The sequence below is a fragment of the Marinobacter sp. genome (genome assembly GCF_965229985.1).
Classification (GTDB): Bacteria; Pseudomonadota; Gammaproteobacteria; order Pseudomonadales; family Oleiphilaceae; genus Marinobacter.
This window is the reverse complement of the sequence record NZ_OZ245935.1, coordinates 2183616-2206407: the sequence shown is the minus strand read 5'-3', so window position 1 is coordinate 2206407 and position 22792 is coordinate 2183616. Positions and strand designations below refer to the sequence as shown.

The following is a 22792-nucleotide window of genomic DNA, read 5'->3' as shown; positions in this document are numbered from 1 at the left end:
CAAGTGTCATTTTGAATCTATCTAATCTGAAGAGGTGTCCATGAAAAAGTGTCTATCGATGTTCGTGTTTGGTGGATTTGTCGTTACTTCAATAAATGCACTCGCGGCGGACGGTCCTATCCTGTACGGCAAAGCCAATGTTTCGTATGAAAACCAGGACGACGGTAATAGCGATACTTGGAAGCTTCAGAGCAATGCTTCCCGTCTTGGTGTAAAAGGGGCGTTCGATACCGACCTCGCAGGCCTGGAGGCGATATACAAGGCGGAATTTGAAATATCGATTGATGATGGAGATAAAGATGGCCAAACCTTCTCGCAGCGTAATATATACGGCGGCTTCAAACAGGCGAACCTCGGTGCACTGATTGCGGGAAAATTTGACACACCTTTAAAGTCAGCGCAGGGCAAGGTTGACCAGTTCAACGACCTACAGGCGGATATAAAAAATATCATGGCTGGTGAAAATCGGACCAGCAACATTGTTCAATACAGTTCCCCACGTCTGTTCGATGCTGTGGGCGTCAGTGTTGCCGTCATCCCGGGTGAAGAGCAGTCAGCTGGTGCAGAGAACGACGGACCTGCGGATGCAGTTTCCAGCTCTTTTACGTTTGAGAATGATCGTTTCTACGGAAGTATTGCCTACGATTCTGATATCGACGATTCACTGGAAGCCGATTCAAGTGGCGATAGTCGTCTCAATATCCTGCGAACCGTAGGGAAGGTCCGATTAAGCAACTTCGAGATCGGCGCAGTTTACCAGTTGGCAGAAGAAAGCGATGGCCCTGGAGAAGATACGTCTTATCTGGTTGGCGGTGCCGTTAACCTTGAGCGTTGGAAGATCAAGGCTCAGTACGGACTGACAGAAGCCGAGACAACAAACGAGGAGCTAACCCTGTTGGCCTTGGGGTTCGATTATAAACTGGCAAGCAAGAGTAAGGTTTATGCTTACGTGTCTCAGGTGGAGGCGGACCTGGCTGACTCTGAGGACTCCACATTTGGTATGGGCTTCGAGCATAAGTTTTCCATGTAGGGTCGAGCGTGATCGCTGAATATGGCGAGACCGACGTATCTAAAATATTTTCCGGATTTCAAGTTCATTTAAGGTTCGTGTGAGAGCCTACTTGCGAGTTAACTAAGGTTATTTAATGGCGGGAATGCTTCATTCCCGCCTTTTTTTTGGTCTTTCGTCCGGTGTTCTAGCTGGTTTTAAGATTTACGCCACTATCCGTACGAATCGAACATCACAAACAATCAAGAAAGAAACTGGAGGAGACTACGTTGAAACGCAACATTCTGGCCACTGCGATTGCGGGGATGACAACACTGTCGGGAAGTTGGGCCGCGACGGCAGCGGAGATTGAATTCCACGGTGATATGGATAACCGCTTTCAGGCTTACACCAATCAAAGAGACTGGTTTTCTGGTGGTAACTCAGGTGGCGGTACGCTGAAAGATGACGAGCCGACCGAGAGCTTCGGCGAGGTCAAATATCGCTTCTGGGCGAAGGCAACTTCCGACGACAAAAACGTTACCGGTGTATTCGCGACGGAGATTGGAGGCATCCGCTACGGTGAGGGTTCGGGTGGCGACTATTCCGGTGATGGTGTGAACATCGAAACACGGTGGGCTTATGTGGATTTTTTGGTGCCCAACACGCTAGACCAGCGCGTATCGCTGGGCTTGCAGCCGGTGTCAGTGAACCGACATGTCTGGACTGAAACCGCCACAGCCGCTGTTTGGAAAGGCTCACTGGGCTCTGGATTTGACTATCAGTTGTTATGGGGGCGAGGTGACTCTTCCAATGAGAGCGGCGTCGACTCAGAACAGGACGAAGGCTGGGATGGCGCGGACAACTTTGCGATCAACCTGAACAAGCGTTACTCACCGAACCTGAGCGCGGGCCTCTTCTATCTCTATCAGATGAATGATCAAATTGCTGAGGGAATAGGTACGGTAAATAGCAGGGAGTATGAACTGAAGAGTATCGCTGATAACTCCAAATATTCCGTTTCCAGCTTTGGGGTGGAGATGGATTACGGTCAAGAGACGTCGCTAGGCCGCATGTTCGTGAAGGGTACGGTGATTGGCCAAAGCGGAACAATAGAAGGTGTAAATTTCGTCCCATTGAATGGTGCTACGAATCCCAATACGAACTATGACCTTTCGACCTTTCTGGGACGCGGCGAGCTCGGGCTGCAATTTGGACCAAACCAACTGACGTACACCGTGCTCTACGCATCGGGCGATGGCAATGAGCAAGACGGGGACTTCGACGCCTTCATCGCCACGGATGTCGACTTCAGCGACAGTATGATTTTTCAGGAAAACATGACGAGCGATGACTACTTCGCCGAAACACCCTATATCCTCGACAAAGGGTATTTCATGAACAAGCTACAGCTCGATCATAAAGTAGCGGCCAATATTACGGTCAGCGGAATGATTGTCTACAACCGCTTGGCTGAGGACATTGCACTTGCCGATGGATCGTCCTCAAAAGATCTCGGACTGGAATTTGGCTCCAAGGTCTCGTACTTCCCATACCCTTCGCTTGAGCTGTCGGCAGAAGCTGCATACCTGGCATCAGGCGATGCTATGGATGCGCTGGAAGAAACTGCCTTGCAGGACGGCAAAAGCGATCAGGACATTGTTCATGTTGCCGGTCGGGTAAGGTACAAGTTCTAACAAGAACGGGGTGGTGGGAGCGCCACCCCGCTTTTGTTATACAAAATGAATCCGCATTAAGTGACTTTTTCCTATGATGACTCGTTCTGCAGTATTTGTGTTCCTGATGCTACTACTAGCTGGTGCGGTACAGGCGGTTGAGCGTGAGCATCCAGCAAAGGCAAAGGTCACTCAGGTAGATCGTGATCAAAAAGTGCTTTCCCTCACAGTCGACGATGCCACTGTTGAGGTAGGTGATTTATTTGTTGTGTTGTGGGAGCCTGATCATGCAGGCATCCTGGAGCAAAACCTTGCAGTCATCGGTATCGAGAGTATCGGAAAGGATCAGGCGGTAGGGAAATTGCTGTTTGGAACGATGCCCTCCGTTGGCGCTGTATCGAAACGCTTTTACGGTATCCCGGCGGTGTTTACTGATAGAGCCGGCGACCCCAGGGCGGTAACGCCGGCGTTGAAAGCCCGATTTCCTGATCTTTTGTGGCGGGACGAGCCAGAGGCGTCAAACGATGTGCCATTGGTGCGTTTTCAGGTTACCGGGAGAGGTCAAGCCGTTGCGACTTACAATAACACCTGGTTGGTCGGCATCGTACAGACCAATGCTGAAGAAGGTCGGGTAGGTCCGGTTGAGGAGGAGGCTTTAGCGTCTCCATTTGCCAGACTGCCCATCAACGCAAAGTCGTTGTCCGCGTTTCGTTCTGGCAGCGATTACTATTTTGCGGCGGAGCATGGAAACAAACTCAGCTTTTTCCATGTTAATTCCAGTGGGGCTGTTCAGAGCCTGGCGTCCATTGAGGTGCCCCGTCGGGAGAAAGTCATCCGAATGGACTGGTACGTTTCAGAGAACTCATACTACCTCATTTTAAATCAGTGGAATGGCCGTCGCGTTTCAAGTTCTTTGATCCAGTTGGCCGAGGGGGAGGCCGAAGCCATCGGTTTCATTCCCTTAATTTTGGGGTTGCAGGATTTGGATGCTGACGGACGCCGGGAAACTATTCTCGGGCAGTCTTTCTACTCAGAGCAGGGGTTTGGTTCAGAGATTTATGAGATATTAATCTCACCGAACGGGCCTGACCTCTATAAGGCCGATCATGAAAAGTTAAGTCGATACACGTCAGTGTTTCGGGTAATCGGTGCTGTTGTTCAGAGCAAACCGGGACCTTTGAATATGGTGACCGTCTCCCAAGGGAAGGTTTCATTTTTCCCTGCTGGCACTGAGGGCCCACAGCTGGACTATGAAATTGGAAACCGGGTGGCAGGCACGAGTATGACTTACGACGTGTCGCCTGAGCTGGTGTTTAGTCCGAGGCAAACACTATTTTTGCCGAACCTGCTCGTACGCTCCGGTGAGGACCCAGTTAATATCGGGATTCCACAGAAATCCAGTGCAGCCGAAGATATGATAGGTGTTTATGATACGCGAGTTGATTGGTTGACGCTGAGATCCGGGAAATCTCCCCAAACGCAGTCAACAAGTCTTCTAACGTCGGCTCCGGTGTCGCCCGTATCAGGTAATACAGGGTTGTTCTTTATGTCGCCTGATGAGAACTCAGTTCAAAGCAACAGTTTTGATGTTGAGACGTTGGTGTATCGGGCTGCTATGCCTGCTGGTCGCTGACTAAAGCTGGATAAGTTGCCCTTGTAGTCGTCAAATGCTTCTGGGAAGCTCGATTAGAACCCGCAGACCACCTTTGGGTGATATAGAAAAATGCATGGCGCCACCGTAGTCATTGGTGATTTCCTCAACGATTGATAGGCCAAGGCCATAGCCAGGAGTTTTTTCGTCCAGTCTTTTCTGGCGCCTGGTAAGATCGGCAAGCTGGTGTGACGCTACTCCGGGGCCGTCATCTTCAACAAGAATGGTCAAAGTGTCATCGTGAAGTTTCAAGTGTAGATGAACTTCCTGAGAGCACCATTTGCTTGCGTTATCAAGGACATTACCCAAGATCTCATTAAAATCACGCTCATCAATTGGCCAGACAAGCTCTCTGGGTAATGTTTCTTGAAGATGGATCTGTTTGTAAGGATAGATTCGACTGACTACGTCCACCAGTGCCAGAGTTCTCTCAATGATCGGTGTCGCCTTTCCAATGTACTGACCGGACATTTCGGTTTTTCTCATTTGAGTGTCGATCAGCTCGTGCATTTCAGACAGTTGAGACTTAATTTGACTCGCGATTGTGGTGGGAATGGCTTCGTCATTGATCATGGAGTTTATGACGGCAAGGGGGGTTTTTAAGCTATGAGAAATATCTGCGGCTAGGTGGCGTGAACGGGAAAGTTTTTTGTCGTACGACTCTAATAGACGATTAAGATGTTTGACAAGTTCAGTGAATTCTTCAGGTACGTTCTCATCCAGTCTATTACGCTCACCATTTTTAAGCGACGTTAATTGGGAGCTCATCATTTTTAAAGGTTTTAGTGCGATAGTTACCCCAATAAATATGATCATTGATATCGTAACGAGAATTGTAAATGATATGATCCATATAAGACCGTGGATTTTGTCAAGAGTGTTTGGGGAGTAGGAGCTTTTTTCAATTATAGTAACGCTTAGCTTATCTTGTCTGTTATTAAATATTTTGTAGTATCCAAGGATTGATCGATCATTATACGATATGTGAAAAATTCCAGGATTTCTGAACGATTCTACCACCTGTAATTTCGGTTCAATGTTCTCGCTTGTAAAACTCCGACCTTGACTGTCTTCGATGTGAACAGAATATTGGGACAATGAAAAATCTCTGAGAGAAGATTTTGTAATTTCTTCTTTATCATTTGTTAGTGTCTTTGAGAGCCGGTTAGCTGCAGCCTCTAGCTGCTGCCTGTGAAGCTCGTCATGGATATAGTCGATTAAAAGGGTGTGTGAGAAGAATATTACCCCGGTACACGCGAAACCCGTTAGTGTCAGGAAAGTAAGCAGTTTCCGTTTTATTGAAGGGCGTTGTTTTTTTCTGGGCATGTGGTCTGCCAAGCAGGTAATTGGAAGTTGCTATCGACTAAATCTAGGCCTAAAAAAGCCGCACTACAAAAGTAGTGCGGCAAGACGGAATGGTGGAGACCATTCACGATGCAACTGGTTTTAAAACGATCTTTGTCGACAAGTTTCTATTGTTCAATCAAAAATTCTATTAATGCGACATTATTTCTAATGAATAAACTGATCTTTTGAAAATTGGTCCAATTGAGATAGATTGATATCTCCCGATTTGATCATCTCGTGATAGATATCGTCCTTAGTCGATAACATCAATTTTCGGCGTGCCTCCATGCCCACTTCAGATAACGCCGCCTGTGTCATTACCTTATGTTGTCTCTTCATATCCTGAATGCTGCTTTTGGAGAGCATGCCTTGTGCTAACTTATCGTCCTTGGCCTCAGTGGCATGGAGGTTTCCTGCCGCCAAGGCTAATGCTAACGATGTGAGCCAGAGATAGTTCCTCATAGAGTCACCTTTAAGTTGAATGATGTGCACCCTGATGGAACCAAATGAACTTTAACTCAGCTTGAAAAAATAAAATTAAATCATGAAAAGAGGACACGGGTGTAAGAACGGTTGCGATGGGGTCGTTAATACAAAGGTATTAAGGGGGTATTTTTTTCAATTTCGTTTCAAGTTCATCTGCTATCAATGGCGATGCGTTGTTCTGGCCGAAAGTGCCGGCATAACCAGCAACTTACCGGTGGTGGTCTGTAACCGAAGCGCCTTCGCGTTTGGTTTATGAGGTGTCGATCGCCGGTAGGGGATCTTATAACGAAAGCTCACGGAGACTGATTTATAATGCAAACTAAAAAACTCAGGTTAGCGATAAGAGCAACACTTGCGATATCAACCATGGGCCTGGTGGTCCCATCTGCTTTGGCGCAATCAACTGCGGAACTTCAAAAGCAGATCAATGACTTGCGCAGTCAGGTGGATCAGATGGCGGGGACCAATGATTCCAAGGGGTGGTTGCTGCCCGGCACTAACACTTCGGTTACGATTGGTGGTTACGTAAAATTGGATATGATTTACGACACAGACCAGGATATCGGTGACTTGCACGACCCGAGTGTTCTCGATACATCCGTAGAGGATGGTGATAGCTCTTTGAGAGCGCATGCCCGTCAATCACGAGTGCGTCTCGGAACCAGTACCCCGACCGATATTGGAGAAGCCAAGACGGTTGTTGAGGCAGACTTCTACGGCGGTGGTGGCAACGAACTGTTCTCCAATTCACGGGGGCTTCGTATTCGTCACGCCTATGGCGAGCTCAACGGCTGGCTTGCGGGTCAGACGTGGAGTAACTTTATGCACTTTACGGCTTACCCGACCACACTGGACTTTAATGGGCCGGTAGGTGTGAGCTTTATTCGTCAGGCACAGATTCGTTACACGATGGGAATAGGTGACGGACAGTTCTCGGTGTCAGCTGAAAACCCTGAAACCAGTGGGTTTGAAGGTTCACGTGATACCGTTCCTGACCTTACCGCCCGTTACAAGTGGGCAGGGTCTGGTGGTGGATTTGAGGTTGCTGGCCTGGCCCGTTCTCTCAAGACCGACGACGTCAGTGCTACAGGTGACGACGCTGCGTTTGGATATGGCGTCATGGCGGCTGGTCGACTCAACGTCACTTCAGAAACCTCGCTCATGGCCGGAGTTGTTTTGGGTGATGGTGTAGGTCGTTATCTTTACAGCTCGTACAGTAACAACGACAGCACTGCGAGTCGGACTGGCATCGGTGAGGCATATATAACTTCCGATGGTGATCTCGAAACTATCGAGGCTTACGGCTTCAACGTGGCGGCGAGCCATAAGTGGACGCCAAAATTCACCACGAGTGTGGCCTATGGGTTTTTAGAGGGTGATCAGGACGAGACTCTCTTTCCAAACTCTTTCCAAACCCTAGAGAGCGCTTACTTCAGCAACTTCTACCAAGTAGCTGATCCGGTGACTGTAGGGGTTGAGCTGTCGTACGCCAACAAAGAACTTGCAAACGGTGAGTCAGCTGACAACACCCGTCTTCAGTTGGCTGCGCAGTTTAGCTTTTAATTCATTATTACATTGCTTCACATAGTTGGACCCCACGACGGGCCTCAGTAGGCCCGTCGTACGTTATTGTTCACTTACACGCGATGCCGTCAGGGGCTCTTTCACCTCTCCTCCTTTTACGACGTTATCCCTGCCATTGTCTCGTCGATTCGACCTGCCCTCGGCATTTAATCCAAAAGTTCGCTAGTAATGTCCGTTCAGTCGCAATGTAGCTCTTATGGAGCGGCATTCAGACTGATTTAAAGGTTTGTCTGTAAGGTCGTCTTGGAATTTACGGCGAAAACGCTGATTCATGTATCTCAGTCAAATAGCCAGGATGATATTGAATGAACAAACGACTGTTGTTGTGGGTGCTGATAGTACCCGGAGTCTTGAACGTCATGCCTTCGGCGGCAGCCACCACCGGGGAGAGCGTTTCACTCAAGGAGTACCAGCAAGCCAAGGCCAGCCAGGCTGTCTCCTTGAATGAGGCAATGGTAATGGCATTTGAGAATAGCCCGGTGTTGGCTTTGAGGCGGGCTGCGGTGTCCATGCAGGAAGCTGACCTCGATCATGCCAGCCGCTGGGCGCCCAGCAACCCTGAGCTTGAGCTGAGTGGCCGTGACAATCCAGATCAGGCGGATCAGGCACTGAATTACGAGGTTCGGGTCACTCAGGAAGTCTGGATGGGCAATCGGGGCGATCTCGGTCAGTCGCGTGCTCAGAGCACTCTCACTTCTCAACAGCAGGAACTTGAATACCTGAAGGTGGCGACCAAGGCCCGAGTGCGGTCGGCCTACTTCAAGATTCTGCTTGCACAGAAAGAGCTGGAAACGGCAAGCCGCACCGTTGAGCTAATGCGGCGAACCAAAGAGCTGGTTGAGGTGTCCGTTGAGCGGGGCAAACAGACCCGAATTGACCTCAATACCGCTGTCATTGGCTTGGCAAGAGCTAAGAACCAGAAGGCCGAAGCGGAGCAAAAGCTTAGGCAATCAAAAATTGACCTGACGGAAGTTCTTGGGGTGTCCCCCTCTGATGCGGTAGAGGTCTTGGGAGAGCTCAATGTAGCTCGTGCCAACTTGCCACCAACTAATCGCCTGGTCGCGATGGCTCAGCGCCAGAGAGGGGATCTGAAGGCGGCAGCAGCCAGAATTGCTGCGAATGAGTCCGGCCTGAAACTGGCCAAGAGTCTAACGATTCCGAACCTGAAAGTGTTCGGGTTCTACGAGCGGGAGGAAAGATCCAACCTTTTTGGTGCGGGTGTGTCGATGCCTCTGACCGTGTTTCATGACTATTCCGGTGAAAAAAGGAAGGCCTCGGCTCAGTTGAAAATCTCCGAGCTTGAGGCCGAAGCGCTGCGTTTGGCGACTGAACGCCAGGTCGTGTCTGCTGTAGCTCAGTACGAATCCGCCGTACGCAGACTGCGCCAGATGAACGAGTCGATTCTCGAACGTTCGGAGGAAACGCTGCAACTGATGCAGAAAGCTCTTCAAGCGGGAAAAGTCGATGCCTCCGATGTCCTAGCTGCCCAGGACAATCTTTTGTCGGTGAGGAAGGAATATGTCCAAGTGCAACACGACTATATCGATGCCGTCCGGGCGTTGGAAGTGAGCACCGGTGGTGCCCTTTCAATGTCATCCGGTTCCTGATGGCAAGAAAATTAATGGTTGAACGTTCTCTTATATCGAAGGTGTTTAGATGATTCGAAATATGCAGATAATGTTTGTCGCGATCAGTTTTCTGGTCTATCAGCCACTGGCGCACGGCGCCGAGGAAGCCGAAGGAGGGCAGCACCAAAAGGGTGAGGCTGGGCACTCGGCTGAAGGCAGTGAGGCCCGCGAAGTTCATCTCACCCCAGAGCAGAGGGAGTTGCTTTCCGTGCAGACTGTAACGGTGCCCCGAGGCCGAGCTGACAATATCGTGACTGCGCCAGCTGAAGTTCATTACGTTCCGGATCGCGTCGCTGAGGTAGGGCCGCTCCTGCAGGGAAAGCTTACGAGACTGGCTGTTGATCTTGGGGACCAGGTTGAAAAAGGCCAGTTGTTGGCCGCGCTGAACAGCGTTGAGTTGGCTCGCATTCGTTCTCGCCTAAACTCGTTGAAAGCTCGGAAAGAAGCCGCGACTGCGGAGTATCAGCGAGAAAAGCAATTGCGGAGTGAAAGCTTCACCAGCGAAGAAGAGTTCCTGGACGCCAAGGCTGCTTATCTTGAAATTACAGCGGAGTACGATTCAATTCGTGAGCAACTGGCGGTTTTTGGCAGTGATTCGTCAGGCGCTGATAGCAGTCTCGCACAGTACGCGCTCCGTTCTCCTATTCAGGGGCGTATTGAGCGCATGGATGCCAGGTTGGGCCAAACCTTAAGCTCTTCAGATACGCCCTTTACCGTGGCTGATACCTCTGTGGTGTGGGTGATGTTGCAAGTTGCCGAAACTGACATTGGCAGGGTATCCGTCGGAGATGAAGTTCAGGTCTTCTCAAAGTCGGTTGAAGACCGCTTTCACACCGGAGAAGTGTCTTGGATCTCAAATGAGCTTGATGAGGAAACCCGCACCATTCCGGTTCGCGTTGTACTCGAATCCCCCAACGGCGACCTTCGTCCAAATACCTACGCCACGGCCAGAATCATGACTGAATCGGCGGCATCACTGCCCCTGGTTCCACACGATGCCGTGCAAACCATCGATGACGAGTCCGTTGTATTTGTTCCGGGTAATGAAAGGGGAGCCTACAAGGCGGTTCCAGTCACTCTTGGCAAGGAGGCTAACGACTGGATAGAGATTAAGTCCGGCATCAGCGCAAACACGGAAGTGGTTTCAGTGGGCGCTTTTGATCTGATGTCGGCCATTACCGCCAGTGGCCGCAGCGCCGCTCACGGACACTAATACTCGGGGGGAGCATGATCAACGCAATTGTGAATTATGCGCTGAACAATCGTTTGATGACGCTTGTTTTTGCTATCGCCGTGATCGTTGCCGGCATATTTTCATTTCAAAAACTGCCGGTGGATGCGTTTCCGGACGCGACACCGACCATGGTTCAGGTGTTCACTACCAGTCCTGGTTTGTCGCCAGTTGATATCGAAACGCTGATTTCCTATCCCGTTGAGATCAGCATGTATGGAATTCCCAAGTTAGAAAAAGTGCAGAGCACGTCGATTTTCGGACTTTCGCGGGTGACCATCTATTTCGAAGATGGCACCGATATCTACTTCGCCAGGCGGCTAGTTAACGAACGGCTATCCGAGGCCAAGCGCCAGATTCCCGAAGGGATGGGGGAACCCGAACTCGGGCCCATCGCAAGCGGTCTTGGGCGCATCCTGATGTATTCCTTGGAAACTGAGGATAAAGAGCAGTACAGCCTGCAGGAAATCCGCACGATCCAAGACTGGATTGTCAAGCCACAGCTCAGAACCGTGCCGGGTGTAACCGGTGTCCTGTCCATCGGCGGCGAGGTAAAACAATACCAGGTCAATATCGATGCGCAGGAGCTTCAGGCAAGGAACTTGACGGTGTCTGATATTCGCGGCGCTCTCACCCAGAATAATCGTAACGTCGGCGCCTCTTTCATTACGCGAGGCGGTGAAGAGTACATTGTTCGCGGTTACGGTTGGGTCGACTCAGGTTACGAAGGCATCGAAGACATCCAGAACATCATTGTGTCCAAGAGTGAGGGTGAGTCCCCTATTTACGTCAAGGATGTGGCGGAGGTTGGGCTTGGGCCAGCGATTCGCCGTGGGGCAGAGGTGTCCTCGGGTGAGGAATCCGTGGGCGGTTACGTGATGAAATTGATTGGCACCAACACCAGTCAGGTGCTTGAGGACGTCAATGCGAAAATCGACGATCTGAACAAGTCCCTCCCAGAGGGGTTGAAGATTGAAGCGTATTACTCTCAGGCAGACTTGGTGGGCAAGGCTATAGGCACTGTCGAGAAAGCACTGCTTGAAGGTTCGGTTCTGGTACTGGTTTTTCTCTATCTGTTCCTCGGAAATGTTCGTTCCACACTGATCGTGGTGGCGACATTGCCGTTGTCTGTACTCTTTGCGTTCATTGCCATGCGCATGTCGGGCCTGTCGGCCAACCTGATGAGTCTGGGGGGGCTGGCTATCGGCATCGGCATGATGGTGGACGGCGCTGTCGTGATGATAGAGAACATCTTCCGACACCTTGAGGAGCGATCCGATGAAAAGGTCAGCGTTTTGAGGCTTGTAGGTGAGTCCGCTCGGGAAGTGGCTCGTCCGATCGTGTTTGCGATTGGCATCATTATCATTGTTTTTTTGCCGCTGTTTACCCTGCAGGGCGTTGAGGGCAAGCTGTTTTCGCCCATGGCCTACACCATCAGCTTCGCGTTGATTGGTGCGCTGCTACTCGCGTTGACATTGGTGCCGGTTCTGGCCTCGCTCTCATTCAAAATGGGTGGGCAACATAAGGAGCCGAAGCTGGTTCTGTTCCTGAACCGGTTATACAAGCCGGTGGTGAATACTGTCGTCAAAGTCCCTAAGATTGTGATGGGCGTGGCCGTCGTTGCTTTTGCAGGCAGTCTTCTGCTCTTTCCCTATCTCGGAAGCGAATTCGTTCCCACGCTCAGGGAAGGCACGTTCCAGATTCGCTCGACACTGCCACCTGGAGCCAGTCTTGAATCCGCCATCAAATATGGCAAACGGATTCAGTCCGTTGTAGATGAATTTCCAGAGGTCACCGGCACCTATGCCAGGATCGGTCGTGCCGAAGTGGGTGGTGATCCTGAACCTGTGAACGTTGTCGCGACGCTTGTCAATCTGAAGCCCCTGGATCAGTGGCGAGAGGACGTGAGCTATGAGGATCTCCAAAGCAGGATTGCAGAGGCTTTGGATGAACGGGTCCCGGGGCTTGCCAACAATCTGTCCCAACCGATTCAGCTCAGAACCGACGAACTCCTGTCAGGCGTTCAGGCGCAACTGGTTGCCAGCATTTTCGGCGATGACCTAGACGAGTTGGGCCGGATCGGCAGGGAGGTAGCGGCCCTGGCGAATGATGTGCCGGGTGCAACGGATGTGCGCGCGCAGCAGAGTGCGGGTAAAAAACAGATCGTTATTCGCCCCGACCGTGAAGTGCTGGCGCAGTTCGGCATCAGCATCGATAACCTGATGAGTACGGTTGAAACCGGTATTGGCGGTAAAAGCGCCGGGCTGGTTTTCGACGGTGTCCGGCGATTTGAGATTTTCGCCCGGCTGCAAGAGTCCTATCGCGGGTCCATCGATGAAATCAGGAAGCTTCCCCTTAGGGGCAACAGCGGCGAGCTGATACCGCTTTCACGGGTGGCAGATGTTGAGATGTACGCGGGACCCAAGAAAATTTCACGCTCCAATGCCAGTCGGCGACAGTACGTGCAGATGAACGTACGTGGTCGCGATATGGGCAGTGTTGTTCAGGATTTGCGCAATCGGATTGAAAAGCAAGTGGACATGCCGCCGGGGTATTTCGTGGAGTTCGGTGGTCAGTTTGAGAACCAGGAAAGGGCCATGGCGCGGCTGGCGATTGTTGTGCCGATTACCCTGGCGCTTATTTTCCTGCTTCTTTTCTCCGCATTCAGCAGTCTGCGCTATGCGGCGCTGATCTTCATGAATGTGCCCTTTGCGGTTACTGGTGGCATTGTCGCGCTTTTTGTGACGGGGCTTTACCTCTCCGTGCCTGCAGCGGTGGGGTTCATCGCTGTGTTTGGCGTAGCCGTACTGAACGGTGTGGTGATGGTGAGCTACATCAATCAGTTGCGGGACGAAGGCTACGAAGTCATTGAAGCAGTCAAGCTGGGTGCTCAACGCCGTTTGCGGCCGGTTCTGATGACAGCCTCGGTGGCTATTCTGGGGCTGATTCCCTTGTTGCTGGCCGACGGTATTGGTTCCAATGTCCAACGGCCGCTGGCGACGGTTGTGGTTGGCGGTCTGATCACCTCAACGCTGCTGACGCTGGTGGTGTTGCCCAGTGTGTACCAGTGGTTTGCATCCGAACGTCGTGACGTTGAAGTCTGATAGGCAGGAGAAGGTTTATGTACGAAATAAAGGCTTATGTCAGAGAGGTGATGGCGGAGCATGTGGTTGATGCTCTAGCAAAAGTCCAAGGAGTGGCAAGCATTGCCGTCGTGTCTCTCAACGAATTTGGCCATCTGGTCGGTGATGAGTCGCCTCTGGAGAAAGTGAAGATGGTCAAGCTGGAAGTAGATGTAGCGACCGAAACTGTTGCCGATGAAGTTGTGGACATCATTGTGCGAACGAGCAGGACCCGGGATGGACACCCGGGGGACGGCAAGGTACTGGTATCCCGCCTGGTTCGGGCTGTTCGCATCGAGGATGGTGCGGCCAACGAAAGCGCACTTCAACCCACTTCAAGCTAGTTCTATTTAAGCTGGATGGTGGCATCGCGGCTGTGCTGGTCGCGCGAGCCGCCATCACAGCTCCATTCCCGGCTGAAAGATTTCAGACCTCGCCTAGGCCGCCCGCAACGAGTCGAAAAGCTCAAATTGCTTGTTTGATCTTGCGCGAAGAGAAGACAATGGTGGCGTAGGCATAAATCAGTAACTTTAGCATCGTCCGTGGATTGAGCGGCGAGTTGCGCCGGCCGACCACTTCATGTTCGTGTTGCGGCGGAAGCGGCGCTTTGAGAATGGGTCAGTCTCTAAAAAGTCGAGGCTCCAACTACAACAAACCCCCGCCGTAATGACGAGGGTTTATCAGCAATCTGAGCCCCAGCCTCGGGCTCTTTGCTGTCGTGACGTAAACGCGAAGCCACCCGGAAATCAGGCGCCATCCGGTTGTTCGTCAGAAGTTGACGCTTATCCCCAATGAAGCGGTGCGTGGTAGGTTTGCCATGGCGCCATCGGGCAAACGTGAGACAATTTGCTGCTCATCGAACACATTGTCCACTTTCAGGAAGACATCCGCACTGGCGGTCAGTGCGTAGCGGCTGATGAAATCAACCAGGAACAGGGACTCGGTCTCGTCCAGTTTCGTGGCGGTGTTGTTGCAACCTGCGCTGACGCACATTTCATCGACGTAGGTGGCCACAAGGTAGTTGTCCCAGCCACTTGGGTGTTCCATGCCTGTCCGGAAGCTCATCTGGTTTTCAGGTACGTCTTTGAGCTGCTCACCTTTTGTCAGGCCCGAGGCAGCATTGTCCTTGCTGATTTCCGCTTGGGTAAAGGTGTAGGTAAGGCTAACCGGAAGGTAGAACTCGCCCGCCCGCGTGCCGGTCTGGAGCTGGAACTCAACACCGGAAATTTCAGCCTCGCCGGTTACAAAACTGCCAGAGGTGGCGCCATTGCTGCACGGCGATCCCACGGAACAGTTTTCGGCCTTGTTGGAGAAGTCGCTGTAGAAGCCGATCATTTCCGCGAAGAACGCATTGCCAAAGTACCTGAGGCCGGCCTCCCAGTTCTTGCTGGTTTCCGGCTCTTCGTTTGCCTTGGCACCACCCCCGAGAGGTGAGAAACCCCGGTGTACGCCACCCAGAACCTGCCAGCTTTGGGATAGGTCATAGGTAAAGGAAGTGCCGGGCAGGAGTTCAGCACTCTCATTGGCGCGGGTGCTGTCGATGGTTGTGCGGCCGGGATCCGCGTATTGGGTGCGACCGGTTTTCACATCCTCGTAGCGCAGGGCGAGGTTAACGCTGAGCTTGTCCGTCGCCTGCCAGGTGTCGAGCGCCCAGAAGCTCAGGGCCTCGCCGGTCTCAAAGCGATTATTGCTGCCCGTGGGGGCGACAGTGTTCTGGAACACCAGAGAGCCGTTGACCTGGTCATAAACATCGACTGGCTGGAAACGATCCATTTCATCTTCGTGGTAGCGGGCGCCGAAATCAAACTGGTGGCTGCCCATGTCGACATCAAAGTTTACCTGCACGCCCTCGGACAGGTAGTCCCTGGCGTTGTTTTTGTAATCCAGACCGCTGGCATCAACTGTGCCGTCCAGAATACCCTGGGCATTGGCGTCGCCGCCGTTTGCCGAGTCGATGATGCTTCCGCCGCCGCTGAGCTTGAACCAGTTCCGCTTGAAGTCGTTGCGATAGAGGGTGGCCGTGCTGCTTACGGTGTTACTCCAATCGAACTGATGGGTCAGGCTGATACCGGAGTGGGTATTGTTCATCTGGTCGATGCTGGACAACCCGTAACGCCGGTTCGGATCCTGGCTGAAGTCCGCATCGGTCAGGCCGAGGTAACTGGAGTTGGAGGTTTCCTCGGAGTATTGCAGCTTGGCGGTCACGCTCTGGCGCTCTCCCTGCCAGCGTAGTTTGCCGACATAGTCTTCGATATCAAAGCCGGTATCGCGGTTGCTGCGGTCAATTTCCTTGAAGCCTTTCGCGGAGCGCTGGACGGTCTCAAGCAGGTAGCCCCAGTCGCCGGCCGTGTCACCGTAGGTTACATGAACGTCGGTGGAGCCGCGGTCGTTGGTGACGGACTCAATATAGCCCTGCCGCTGATCGGGAATGGGTGTGGAAATCAGGTTGACGACACCACCGGTGGTTTGCGGGCCATAGCGCAGCAGCGGGGCACCCTTGAGCACTTCCAGCGAGGACATCCGCTTCAGCGTCGGGAAATAATAGGCGGCCGGATTGGAGTAGGGCGCCGGTGCGATAAGAATGCCATCTTCCATCAGGGTGACATTGCTGCTGCGCTCGGCCGTGGCGCCGCGGATGCCGATGTTAGGTCGCAGACCCAGGCCTTCCTCTTCCCGCACATAGACACCCGGAACGGTTTTCAGTACCTGGTTGATGTCGGTCTCAACTTCGGTTTTCATCTGCTGCTCACCAACAACGTAGCCTGACCCTGGCAAGGTCTGGACGGCAGAAGCATCGCCAATGATTTCCATGGGTTCAAGCATCTGGGGCTGGTTATCTCCGGCGGCCCAGTTCAGACCCGGGGCAAGGCTGATTGCCACGGCCAGTGATAGTCGGCAAGGTTTAAACATGTGGTTATTCTCCGTTATCATTTGCTGGTGGTAATGCAGGTGCAAACAATTCGCATTTCTGTCTATAAACTTTACGGCTCTGTAACTATCGAGTCAATAGTCAATGCTCATGGTGCGGGAAGGTGTCACCAGGCTGAAAACGGTTAACAGCCTTTCCCTGATTACTCGGTCTGAGGGTTATGCCGTGAGCCATCCTGGCGCCCCGGTTGACCTGCTGGCCAGTCGGGCGATGAACCGGTTCAAAACATGGCAGGTCAAAAGCTTATGTCGCGCAGGCCCTAGGCGATTTTTCTAAAATAGGCTGCAAATTCAAACTCATTTCAAAGTTCACACTTAAGATTCCGATCACTTCCTACCTCGTCACGGGCTTCTTACCGCCCATAATTTTTGGCTACTAATTGCTTCGGGAGAACGATGATGAAGGCAAGCAAGCACTCGCCTCGGGCGTTGCTGTGTTCAGTACTATTGTCCATTCCTCTGTTAGGTCAAGCGGAGACTGTCAATTGGGCGAATTGGCTCACAGGCCAGATAAGTAAGCACCCGGAGGTACTGGCAGCGACAGAGCAGGCGGCAGCGCGGAAAGAGGACGCTCAGGCAAGCGAACAACCGCTGTATAACCCGGAGTTATCCGTGGGAGCAGACAGAACGGGCAGTGAGAATAACTTTGAGGCAGGGCTGTCACAAACGATCGATTGGTCTGATCAACAGGGCGCATTAAAGGAGAAGGCAAAGCTGATCAGGCTTTCTGCGCAAGCTGGCTTGAGCGAAGCAGTCCTGACACAAACGTCTGAATCATTGTTTGCGCTTGTCGAGTGGCGCACCACTACGCTGTTAGAGGAAATTGCTGAATCCCAACAGCAGCGCCTGGATGCCTTGCTGGACCAGGTTGAACAGCGCCAGCAGGCAGGTGATCTGGGGCGTGCCGACGCAGAGCTTCTGTTTTTAAATCTATCCCGTCAGTTGAGCGAAGTCGCCCAGGCAAAGGCCGCAGTTGATCGAGCAGAAACTCAAGTTAGAGAACGTCTGCCGGACTGGAGGCCTCAGGATGGGGGAATCCCCGAGTATATATGGTCAGCGCTGGAGTCCGAGATTGGTGATGCTGATCTGCTGGCACACCCGTCAATTGCTGCCGCTCGAGCCGAGTGGCAGGTGCTGAAAAGTGAGGCAGAGGTTGCCAGACGCAAAGCCACAGCATCGCCGACAGTAGGGCTGAGCGGAGGGCGTGACGGCGGCGAGAACGTGGTTGGCCTGACATTCTCGATCCCTCTGAACGTCCGTAATAACTACAGCGCTGAAACCCGGGCTGCGAATCGACGGGCTCTGGAGGCGGAAGCGCGGTTTCAGGCGCTCTACCGGAAACGACAATATGACCTGGCAGGCGCTCGCGCTTCCTGGAAGCGATACGACAAGCAACTCCGTCGATGGAAAGAACTATCCCAGGGGCGTGTACAGCGAAGTGCCGATTTGCTTGAGAAGCAGTGGCAGGTCGGCGACCTCTCCACCTCTGAGTATCTCCAGGCGCTGGGCCAGCGCGCGGAGAGTCTGAAAACCGGTATTGAACTGGAAAAGCTGGCGCAGCTGGGCCTGATTGAGCTCTTGAGCCAGTCTGGCGAACTGATCACCCCCTTCCAATAATATTCTGGAAACTGGATATTCATCATGAAAAAAACTCTGATTTCAGTATTTGTTTTGACGCTGTTTATAGCTCCCCCTTCACTGGTGCAGGCCGAGGAAGATGCTCATAACGAGGCGGGCCACGATCATGCCGCCGGTGGCGACGATCATCGAGAAGGCACCGGTGAAGAGGATGAGCATGAGGGCGGACATGCTGAAGAACGTGAGCATGAAGAAGAAGGTCATGGCCACGAAGAGGAGAGCGATGGTGGTCATGAAGAAGCAACCTCCGCAAGCATCAATGCCAAACAAAAAGAGCTTGCCGGCATTGAAGTAGCAACCCTCGAGAGCAAGCGCGTTGACTATGAAATTTACGCTCCCGGTGAGCTGCTGACCAACGGCTATACCAGCTATCACGTGTCCCCCCGAGTTGCCTCGGTGGTGTTGAGACGTCACGTGGAATTGGGTGAGCACGTAACCAAAGGTCAGCCGCTGGTAACCCTGTTCAGTGAGACGGTGGCACAGGCGCAGGCTGATTACAGGAAGGCTTTTCCTGAATGGGAGCGAATCAGCGGGCTGGGTCGTTCCGTGGTGGGTGATCAACGGTTCAATACCGCGAAAGCCAATATTGAAGCGGCGAGGGCGACTCTGCTTGCTTATGGACTAAACGATGATGACATTGGTGCGTTGAAGGCCAGCGGCGTAGGTAGTCTCGGTGAATACACGCTCAGGGCTCGCGTGGACGGCGCAGTGCTGACCGATGAGTTTGAGCAAGGACAAAGAGTTGAGGCAGGCCAACCGCTGGTGACTCTGGCTAATGAAAGCGAACTTTGGGTAGAGGCTCACCTGCCAGCAAACTCCGACATTGTCCTTAAGCAAGGAGCAGAAGCGGAAGTAAGAGTTGCAGGTCGTGTAGCTGTGGCAACGGTATCCCAAGAAGCTCATACCATTGACGCTGTGACCCGCACGCGGATTGTTCGGTTGGAGCTGGACAATCCTGAAGATCGTTTTCATCCCGGAATGTTTGCAGATGTGTATTTCCTTTTTAAAACCAAGGAGCCGGTACTTGCGGTGCCGGAGAGCGCCTTGATGCGAGGGGCCGATGGCGACTGGACGGTCTATGTGGAAGAGGCTGAAGGGGAGTATGAGCCTGTGGAAGTGGAACTGGGCCGCTCAATTGGCGGACTCCGTGAAATTTCCGGCCTGACTGCAGGCCAGCGGATTGTTTCGCGGGGCGCATTTTTTGTGGCCTCTGAAATTGCCAAAGGCGGCTTTGACCCACACAACCACTGATTCCGGGAGCCATTATGTTCAACCGAGTTGTCGACTGGGCGGTTCAGAACCGCCTGTTGGTTCTTATTGCGCTAGCAGTGCTTATCGCCACGGCCGCGTTTCAGATCCCAAAACTGAATCTTGATGCCTTCCCTGACGTTACAAACGTCCAGGTCGCTGTTAACACAGAGGCGCCCGGACTTGCGGCTGAGGAGGTCGAGCAGCTGATCACCTATCCCATTGAAGCGGTGATGTATGCGTTGCCGGATGTTGAGGAGGTTCGATCCATTTCCAAAACCGGGTTGTCCGGTGTCACCGTGGTCTTTAAAGAGGGCACGGATATCTATTTCGCGCGTCAACTGGTGTTCGAGCGGTTGCAGGCCGCGCGGGAGCTGATTCCGGACGGGGTCGGGGTGCCTGAAATGGGCCCGAATACGTCCGGTCTCGGCCAAGTCTACCAGTACTTGTTGATAGCGGACCCGGATTCGGGGTACGACGCAATGGAATTACGCAGCTTGCACGACTGGCTGGTCAAGCTGTTGCTGATACCTGCTGAAGGGGTAACAGAGATTCTGTCGTTTGGCGGAGAGGTCCGCCAGTACCAGGTCAATCTGAACCCGGCGCGAATGCTGTCCTATGACTTATCACAGAACGACGTCATGGACGCCCTGGAGAACAACAACTCCAATGTTGGGGGCTGGTATATGGGCCGTGGACAGGAGCAATTGGTTATTCGCGGTATGGGCTGGCTGGGTAATGGCGAGCAGGGGCTGGAGCAGATCCGTCAAGTGCCCGTTAAAACCAGTGATGGCATTACAGTGACGGTGAGCGATGTCGCCCAGGTAGCGCTGGGCACTGAAATTCGCCAGGGTGCGGTGACCATGACCCGGAAGGATGAAGACGGTCAGGTTGAACAACTGGGTGAAGTGGTTTCTGGCATTGTACTCAAACGAATGGGGGCCAATACAAAAGCCACCATCGACGGCATCGAGGCCCGCATTGATCGCATAAATCAGGCGCTTCCGAGTGGGGTTCGTTTTGAGCCCTATTACAACCAGGCGGATTTGGTAACCAAGGCCGTAGAGACGGTGACCAATGCACTTCTGTTGGCTTTTGTGTTTATTGCGATCGTGCTTGCCCTGTTTCTGATGAATCTTCGGGCAACAACGCTCGTGCTGCTTTCTATACCGATTTCTATCGGTATTGCGCTGATGATCATGGCCTGGTTCGGTCTCTCGGCCAACTTGATGTCTCTGGGCGGCATTGCTGTGGCAATTGGCATGCTGGTGGACGGCTCTGTTGTTATGGTCGAGAACATGTTCAAACATCTGACGCATCCGGATGCTGAGCATGACGCCCATCGGGATGAACTGGTTGAAAACGACCCCGATCCGTTGGACGCGTCACACGATGACCATGGCATTGCGCTTCGACTGCAGGAAGCAGGCCGGGAAGTGGCGCGCCCCATCTTTTTCGCGACGGCGATTATTCTGGTCGTTTTCATGCCTCTGTTCAGTTTTGAAGGTGTGGAAGCCAAGCTTTTCCAGCCAATGGCGATCAGCATCATGCTGGCCATTGTGTCCGCTGTGATCGTCGCTCTGGTGGTTGTGCCTGCGTTGGCTTCGTTTATGTTTCGCAAGGGTATTCGGGAGCGGGAAAGCTTCGTTTTAAAACCTCTTGAGAAGTTCTACCGCAAGGGCCTTGACTGGTCGCTGAAACACACCAGATCTGTTGTCGGTGCTGCTGCTGTTCTTGTTGTGCTGGCGGCTCTGGTCGTGCCTCGACTCGGCACTGAGTTTGTCCCTGAGCTGGAAGAGGGAACGATCAACCTCCGGGTTACGCTGGCCCCTTCATCAAGCCTTGATACGGCGCTTGAAGTTGCGCCAAAATTGGAAGCCATGTTGATGGAGTTTCCAGAAGTGACTTACGCTCTCTCCCGGGCTGGCCGAGCAGAAATAGGTGGCGACCCGGAGCCCGTTAACAATATAGAGATCTATATTGGCTTAAAACCAACTTCGGAGTGGACCAGCGCCAGTAATCGCTATGAATTGCAGGCCCTGTTTGAGGAGAAGCTCGAACAGCACCCGGGGCTACTGTTTAACTTTTCTCAGCCTATCGCGACTCGGGTTGATGAATTGTTGTCAGGTGTTCGTGCGCAGTTGGCCATCAAGCTCTTTGGCCCGGATCTCGACGTACTGGCGGAGAAAGGCCAGCAGATTGAAGCGGCGGTCCGAACAGTTCAGGGAACACGAGACGTGGCCATGGAGCAGATTGCTGGTGAAGCGCAGTTGGTGGTTCAGCCTGACCGTCAGGCACTCTCCCGGTACGGACTTGCCGTGTCTGATGTGATGAGTGTCGTCCGGGATGGACTGGGTGGTGCCGCCGCGGGCCAGATCATCAACGGAAATGAGCGGTACGATATCTATGTGCGTCTGGCCAAACGTTTCCGGGAAGACCGGGATGCCATTGCCGATTTCAGGTTACAGGCGCCGTCCGGAGCCTGGGTGAGACTCGGTGATGTGGCCGATGTATCTATTGAGTCCGGCCCGCCTCAGGTGCGCCGCGATGACGTTCAGCGCCGTGTGGTCATTCAGTCTAATGTGCAGGGTCGTGACATGGGCAGTGTGGTTGCCGATATTCAGGATACCATCGCGACAGAAGTGAACCTTCCCCCCGGCTATTCGGTGGATATTGGTGGTCAGTTTGAAAACCAGCAACGAGCTCAGAAGCGATTGACCATTGTGGTACCTGTATCTCTGGGCCTGATCGCGCTGTTGCTGTACTTTGCTTTCAGTTCGGTTGGTCAAGCGCTGTTGATTCTGGTCAACGTGCCGCTTGCCGTTATTGGTGGTGTCTTTTCACTCTGGATCTCCGGCCAGTATCTTTCGGTGCCCAGTTCCGTTGGATTTATCACACTGTTTGGTGTGGCGGTGCTTAACGGGGTCGTAATGGTCGAAAGCATCAATCAGCGAATACAGGATGGGTTGAACGTGGATACTGCGGTGTTTGAAGGTGCCGTCTCCCGTTTGCGTCCTGTCTTGATGACAGCAATAACCTCGGCACTCGGTTTGATACCGATGCTATTGTCGACGGGCGTGGGTGCGGAAATCCAGAAGCCATTGGCCAGCGTGATTGTAGGTGGTCTCGTGACTGCGACTTTCCTAACGCTTTTTGTTTTGCCGGCTCTATTCACGCGCTTCTCAAGGGCTAAACTCGATGATATGCAACGGTAGAAGAGAGGTGGAAATACACAGTTTTGATCGCGAGCAGGGGAGGGTAATCC

14 protein-coding genes are annotated in these 22792 nt (G+C 52.7%); 11 read left to right on the top strand and 3 right to left on the bottom strand.

Annotated features, from left to right (window positions below):
- The first annotated feature begins 40 nt into the window (after positions 1–40).
- From ACO06L_RS10115 to ACO06L_RS10105, 3 genes are all read left to right on the top strand, one after another.
- Positions 41–1030, top strand: a complete 990-nt coding sequence (locus ACO06L_RS10115; RefSeq protein WP_227499677.1) for a porin — start codon at positions 41–43, stop codon at positions 1028–1030.
- A 248-nt stretch (positions 1031–1278) separates the two neighbouring features.
- Positions 1279–2685: a hypothetical protein gene (locus ACO06L_RS10110; RefSeq protein ID WP_014575733.1), complete on the top strand. Its 1407-nt coding sequence runs from the start codon at positions 1279–1281 to the stop codon at positions 2683–2685.
- 73 nt (positions 2686–2758) lie between these two features.
- Complete coding sequence (locus tag ACO06L_RS10105; RefSeq protein WP_014575734.1) at positions 2759–4297, top strand: hypothetical protein; 1539 nt, start codon at positions 2759–2761, stop codon at positions 4295–4297.
- Positions 4298–4327: 30 nt separating this feature from the next.
- Here ACO06L_RS10105 and ACO06L_RS10100 read toward each other — a convergent pair whose 3' ends face one another.
- Positions 4328–5641: an ATP-binding protein gene (locus ACO06L_RS10100; protein ID WP_014575735.1), complete on the bottom strand. Its 1314-nt coding sequence runs from the start codon at positions 5639–5641 to the stop codon at positions 4328–4330.
- 186 nt (positions 5642–5827) lie between these two features.
- The gene (locus tag ACO06L_RS10095; protein WP_041644860.1) at positions 5828–6124 is read right to left on the bottom strand and encodes a hypothetical protein; all 297 of its coding nucleotides are present in this window, start codon (positions 6122–6124) and stop codon (positions 5828–5830) included.
- Positions 6125–6460: 336 nt separating this feature from the next.
- Between ACO06L_RS10095 and ACO06L_RS10090 the strand changes: the two genes are divergently transcribed.
- The 5 genes from ACO06L_RS10090 (at position 6461) to ACO06L_RS10070 (ending at position 14057) form a co-directional block, all read left to right on the top strand.
- A complete protein-coding gene (locus ACO06L_RS10090) occupies positions 6461–7711 on the top strand; it encodes a DcaP family trimeric outer membrane transporter (protein WP_014575737.1) in 1251 nt (416 codons plus the stop codon).
- A gap of 326 nt (positions 7712–8037) precedes the next feature.
- Positions 8038–9339, top strand: a complete 1302-nt coding sequence (locus tag ACO06L_RS10085; RefSeq protein WP_041644862.1) for a TolC family protein — start codon at positions 8038–8040, stop codon at positions 9337–9339.
- Between the two features lie 49 nt (positions 9340–9388).
- On the top strand, positions 9389–10573 hold the full coding sequence (locus ACO06L_RS10080; RefSeq protein ID WP_014575740.1) for an efflux RND transporter periplasmic adaptor subunit: 1185 nt from the start codon (positions 9389–9391) through the stop codon (positions 10571–10573).
- 14 nt (positions 10574–10587) lie between these two features.
- Positions 10588–13695, top strand: coding sequence for an efflux RND transporter permease subunit (locus ACO06L_RS10075; protein ID WP_014575741.1), 3108 nt, complete (start codon positions 10588–10590; stop codon positions 13693–13695).
- Between the two features lie 17 nt (positions 13696–13712).
- Positions 13713–14057 carry a P-II family nitrogen regulator gene (locus ACO06L_RS10070; protein WP_014575742.1) on the top strand — a complete coding sequence of 115 codons (345 nt, stop codon included), beginning with the start codon at positions 13713–13715 and terminating at the stop codon, positions 14055–14057.
- A 424-nt stretch (positions 14058–14481) separates the two neighbouring features.
- Here ACO06L_RS10070 and ACO06L_RS10065 read toward each other — a convergent pair whose 3' ends face one another.
- Positions 14482–16623: a TonB-dependent receptor family protein gene (locus tag ACO06L_RS10065; RefSeq protein ID WP_041644863.1), complete on the bottom strand. Its 2142-nt coding sequence runs from the start codon at positions 16621–16623 to the stop codon at positions 14482–14484.
- Between the two features lie 414 nt (positions 16624–17037).
- Here ACO06L_RS10065 and ACO06L_RS10060 point away from each other — a divergent pair, with 414 nt between their 5' ends.
- From ACO06L_RS10060 to ACO06L_RS10050, 3 genes are read left to right on the top strand one after another with little or no spacing between them, the layout of a single operon-like run.
- A complete protein-coding gene (locus tag ACO06L_RS10060; protein WP_014575744.1) occupies positions 17038–18258 on the top strand; it encodes a TolC family protein in 1221 nt (406 codons plus the stop codon).
- 24 nt (positions 18259–18282) lie between these two features.
- Positions 18283–19530, top strand: coding sequence for an efflux RND transporter periplasmic adaptor subunit (locus ACO06L_RS10055; RefSeq protein WP_014575745.1), 1248 nt, complete (start codon positions 18283–18285; stop codon positions 19528–19530).
- Between the two features lie 14 nt (positions 19531–19544).
- Positions 19545–22742, top strand: a complete 3198-nt coding sequence (locus ACO06L_RS10050) for an efflux RND transporter permease subunit (RefSeq protein WP_202348520.1) — start codon at positions 19545–19547, stop codon at positions 22740–22742.
- The last annotated feature ends 50 nt before the right edge of the window (positions 22743–22792 follow it).